Annotated in this window: 3 protein-coding genes; all 3 read left to right on the top strand. The window is 36.4% G+C overall.

Going from position 1 to position 4707, the window contains the following annotated elements; genetic code table 11:
* Positions 1-2359: bifunctional aspartate kinase/homoserine dehydrogenase I (gene thrA, locus VFS71_RS17565; RefSeq protein WP_326402911.1), on the top strand; the 2359-nt coding region annotated here is incomplete at its 5' end.
* A gap of 79 nt (positions 2360-2438) precedes the next feature.
* Positions 2439-3359, top strand: a complete 921-nt coding sequence (locus VFS71_RS17560) for a homoserine kinase (RefSeq protein WP_326402910.1) — start codon at positions 2439-2441, stop codon at positions 3357-3359.
* A 75-nt stretch (positions 3360-3434) separates the two neighbouring features.
* On the top strand, positions 3435-4707 hold a 1273-nt coding region (gene thrC, locus VFS71_RS17555), incomplete at its 3' end, for a threonine synthase (protein ID WP_326402908.1).

The raw sequence follows: 4707 nt of genomic DNA, 5'->3' as shown, positions 1-4707 counted from the left end.
AGAAAAGCTTGTTGTTGTTGTATCCGCCTTAAGCAAAGTAACCGATTTATTGCAATTGGCTGCATCCAAAGCGGCTGCAAATGATGAAAGTTTTAAAGATATTGTTACCGAAATCGAGAAAAAACATTTAGAGGCACTTAAACAACTTATTCCCGTAAGTGAACAAAGTGGCTTGTTAAGTCATATCAAAAGAATCATCAATCACCTGGAAACATTACTTGATGGTTGCTTTATATTGGGAGAGTTATCTCCAAGAACTTTGGATACCATTCTGAGTTTTGGTGAATTATTATCTTCTTATATCATTGCCGAATCCTTAAAACAAAAGCTAAAAAACAGTCGATATAAAGACAGCCGAGAATTAATAAAAACCAACAATCATTTTGGAAAAGCTGCGGTGAACTTTGAACTTTCAAACCAACTGATTGCGGATTTTTTTGCATCTAATGAAAGCCAAGTAGTTGTGATGCCAGGTTTTATTGCTACTACTGAAGATGGTATAAATACTACTTTAGGTCGTGGTGGTTCTGATTATACAGCTGCCATTATTGCTGGAGCATTAAATTCTACAGATTTAGAAATTTGGACAGATGTAAACGGAATGTTTACTGCCAATCCAAAAATTGTAAAACAAGCGCAACCCATAGCTACAATATCTTACCAAGAAGCAATGGAATTGTCTCATTTTGGTGCCAAAGTATTGTATCCACCAACAATCCAGCCTGTTTTAAGAAAAAACATTCCAATTATAATCAAAAACACTTTCGAGCCACAAGCCGAAGGAACTTTAATTTCCAACAATCCTGAATCAAATACCAACCCGGTAAAAGGGATTAGTCATATTGACAACATTACTTTGGTAACTCTAGAAGGTTCTGGAATGATTGGAGTTGCTGGTTCTTCCAAAAGATTATTTGAAGTTTTATCTAATGAAAGCATCAATGTAATTTTTATTACTCAAGCTTCATCGGAACATTCTATATGTATTGGTATTTTAAATTCGGATGCCGAAACAGCTGAAATTGCAATTAATAAAGCTTTTCAAATAGAAATTGCACAAAACAAAATTGATCCTTGCATCGTAGAACAAAATCTTTGCATTATCGCTTTGGTGGGTGAAAACATGAAAAACCACCAAGGTTTGAGTGGAAGAATGTTTAGTACTTTAGGAAAAAACAATGTAAATATTCGTGCGATTGCCCAAGGTGCTTCAGAGAGAAACATCTCGGTTGTTATCAATGAAAGAGACGTTAAAAAAGCGTTGAACACTTTACACGAAAACTTCTTTGAAGAAAACACTAAACAATTAAACTTGTTCGTAATGGGTGTTGGAAATGTGGGTGAGAAATTCATCGAACAAATACACCAACAAAAGAAATTTCTAAAAGAAAATTTAAAAATAAACCTGAGAGTTATTGCGGTTTCCAATTCTCGAAAAATGTATTTTGATGAAGATGGAATGCATCTGAAAGAATGGCAATCACTTTTAGAAAAAGGAGAAACAGCAAACAGAGAACAATTTATTGCTAATGTAAAAGCACTCAATTTACGTAACAGTATTTTTGTTGATATTACAGCCAATGAAGAAGTATCTAAAACTTATGAGCAATATTTAAAACAAAATGTCGCTGTAGTAACCTGTAATAAAATTGCTTGTTCATCTGCTTACGACAATTACAAAAATCTAAAAAGTTTATCCCGTAAATTCAATGCGCCATTCCTTTTTGAAACGAATGTTGGAGCTGGATTACCAATCATTGATACTGTAAAAAACTTAATCGCTTCAGGTGATAAAGTACATAAAATTCAAGCCGTTTTGTCAGGTAGTTTGAACTTTATTTTTAACAATTTTGATGAAAATAACACTTTTCATGATATAGTCAAAGAGGCTGGAATTCAAGGATTTACGGAGCCAGACCCAAAAATTGATTTAAGCGGAATTGACGTAGCTAGAAAGATCCTTATTTTGATTCGTGAAAGCGGTTATCAAATGGAAATTAAAGATATCGAAAACAAATCTTTTCTTCCAAAAGAATGTATGGGAACGACTAACAATGAAGCTTTTTTCGCTTCATTAAAAGAACATGCAAGACACTTCGAATCTATTTTGGCAGAAGCCAATCAAAAAGAAAGCCGACTAAAATTTGTGGCTCAATTCGAAGATGGAAAAGCAAGCGTAGGTTTGCAATTCATCCCAAAAGATCATCCGTTTTACAATTTGGAAGGAAAAGACAATATCGTTTTATTCTATACAGATCGTTATGTAGATCAACCATTATTGATAAAAGGTGCTGGTGCTGGTGCTGCGGTTACTGCTTCTGGAATTTTTGCTGATGTAATTAGAATAGGAAATATATAATTTAGTTGATAGTTACTAGTTGATGGTTGATAGACAAAATTAACCATCAACAGATAACCTACAACCAACAACAAAATTTATGACTGAAATAAAAATATTTTGCCCCGCCACAATTGCGAATCTTTCGTGTGGTTTTGATGTACTCGGACTTTGCTTGGCTACTGCAGGCGACGAAATGATTGTCCGCAAATCGGACGTAAAAGGAGTTCGTATTACCAAAATCGTAGGTGCGGATTTACCATTGGAAACCGAAAATAATGTTGCTGGAGTTGCTGCTTTGGCAATGTTGGACGAAATCGAAACCGAATTTGGTTTTGAGATCGAAATATACAAACACATCAAAGCAGGAAGTGGTATCGGCAGTAGTGCGGCCAGTTCTGCAGGTGCTGTTTTTGGAATCAATGAATTACTAGGAAGACCTTTCACTAGAAAAGAATTGGTGAAATTTGCTATGCAAGGCGAAAAATTGGCTAGTGGTAACGCCCACGCCGATAATGTTGCCCCTGCCCTTCTTGGAGGTTTTACATTGGTAAGATCATCAAATCCATTGGATATCATCAAAATTGACAGTCCATCCGAATTATATGCTACGGTGGTACATCCACAAATTGAACTAAAAACATCGGATGCTCGTTCTGTGTTGAAACAAACTGTCTCCTTAAAAAGTGCCATTACGCAATGGGGAAATGTAGGTGGATTGGTAGCTGGTCTTTACACTCAGGATTACGAATTGATCGGTCGTTCTTTGCACGATGAAATCATAGAACCTATCCGTAGCATGCTGATTCCTGGATTTGATTTAATCAAGCAAACAGCTTATGAAAACGGAGCTCTTGGTTCAGGAATTTCGGGTTCTGGTCCTTCTATTTTTGCTTTAAGCAAAGGAAAGGAAAACGCCGATAAAATTGCCAAAGCAATGAGTGCCGTTTACGAAGAAATGAATTTGCCTTATGAAATTCACGTTTCCAAAGTGAATGACGAAGGGATGAAGATAATATAAGATTGCAGAAAGCAGAAATTAAAAATTATAATTGACGATAGCACCTATTAACTATCCAAAATCTAAAATTTAGAAATGAAATATTACAGTTTAAACCATAATGCACCAAACGTTTCTTTTCAAGAAGCAGTAATACAAGGATTAGCAACAGATAAAGGATTGTATTTTCCAGAAACCATTACACCATTAGCACCAAGCTTTTTTGATACAATCGAAAGTTTATCACATGAAGAAGTGGCGTATGAAGCCATTAAACAATTTGTTGGTGACGAAATCCCAGCCGAAACTTTAAAACAAATCATTGCCGAAACTTTATGCTTTGATTTCCCTTTGGTGGAAGTTGAAAACGGAATCTACTCACTTGAATTATTTCATGGTCCAACCATGGCATTCAAAGACGTGGGCGCGAGATTTATGTCTCGTTGCCTGGCTTATTTCAACAAAGACAACAAAGACAACAAAAACAATAAAAACACAGTGCTTGTAGCTACTTCTGGAGACACTGGAGGTGCCGTTGCCAGCGGTTTTCTTGGTGTAAACGGTGTTGATGTCGTGATTCTTTACCCTTCAGGAAAAGTGAGTGATATTCAGGAAAGACAATTGACAACTTTAGGGCAAAATATCAAAGCGCTTGAAGTAGACGGTGTTTTTGATGATTGCCAAGATATGGTCAAAAAAGCGTTTCTTGACGAAAGTTTAAACCACATTAGATTAACGTCTGCCAATTCTATCAATATTGCGCGTTGGTTGCCGCAAATGTTTTACTTTTTCTTTGCTTATAAAGCTTTAAAAAGCCAAGGAAAACCAGTAGTTTTTTCTTGTCCAAGCGGGAACTTCGGAAATATTTGTGCAGGTATCATTGCCAAAAAATTAGGATTGCCTATCGAGCATTTCGTGGCTTCTACCAATGTAAACGATACGGTACCTAGATTCCTTGCCAACGGAATTTACGATCCAAAACCATCTATTGCTACGATTTCGAATGCTATGGACGTAGGGAATCCAAGTAACTTTGTTCGTATTCAGGAGATGTACCAAAACGATTTGGCTCAATTCAAAAAAGATTTCACTTCTTATACCTTTACCGATGCTGAAACTTTGGTAGCGATGAAAGCCATTCATAACGAAAGAGGCTATATAGCAGAACCACACGGTGCTGTTGGCTATTTGGGATTGAAAAAAGAACTGCAAAACATACCAAACGCAATTGGTGTTTTCTTGGAAACGGCGCATCCTATCAAGTTCTTGGACGTAGTGGAGCCGGCTTTGGGCGTTACTTTACCCCTGCCGACACAAATAGAAAGCGTGATGAACAAAGATAAAGTAAGTACCAAAATCAAGACATATG

The sequence above is a fragment of the Flavobacterium sp. genome (genome assembly GCF_035760125.1).
Taxonomy (GTDB): Bacteria; Bacteroidota; Bacteroidia; order Flavobacteriales; family Flavobacteriaceae; genus Flavobacterium.
The sequence above is the reverse complement of the archived record's forward strand: the minus strand, read 5'-3'. Positions and strand labels throughout refer to the sequence as shown.

What these genes read in the sequence shown, in the direction of transcription:
- VFS71_RS17560 (WP_326402910.1), top strand. Translation starts at nt 2,439, where the DNA reads ATGACTGAAATAAAAATATTTTGCCCCGCCACAATTGCGAATCTTTCG.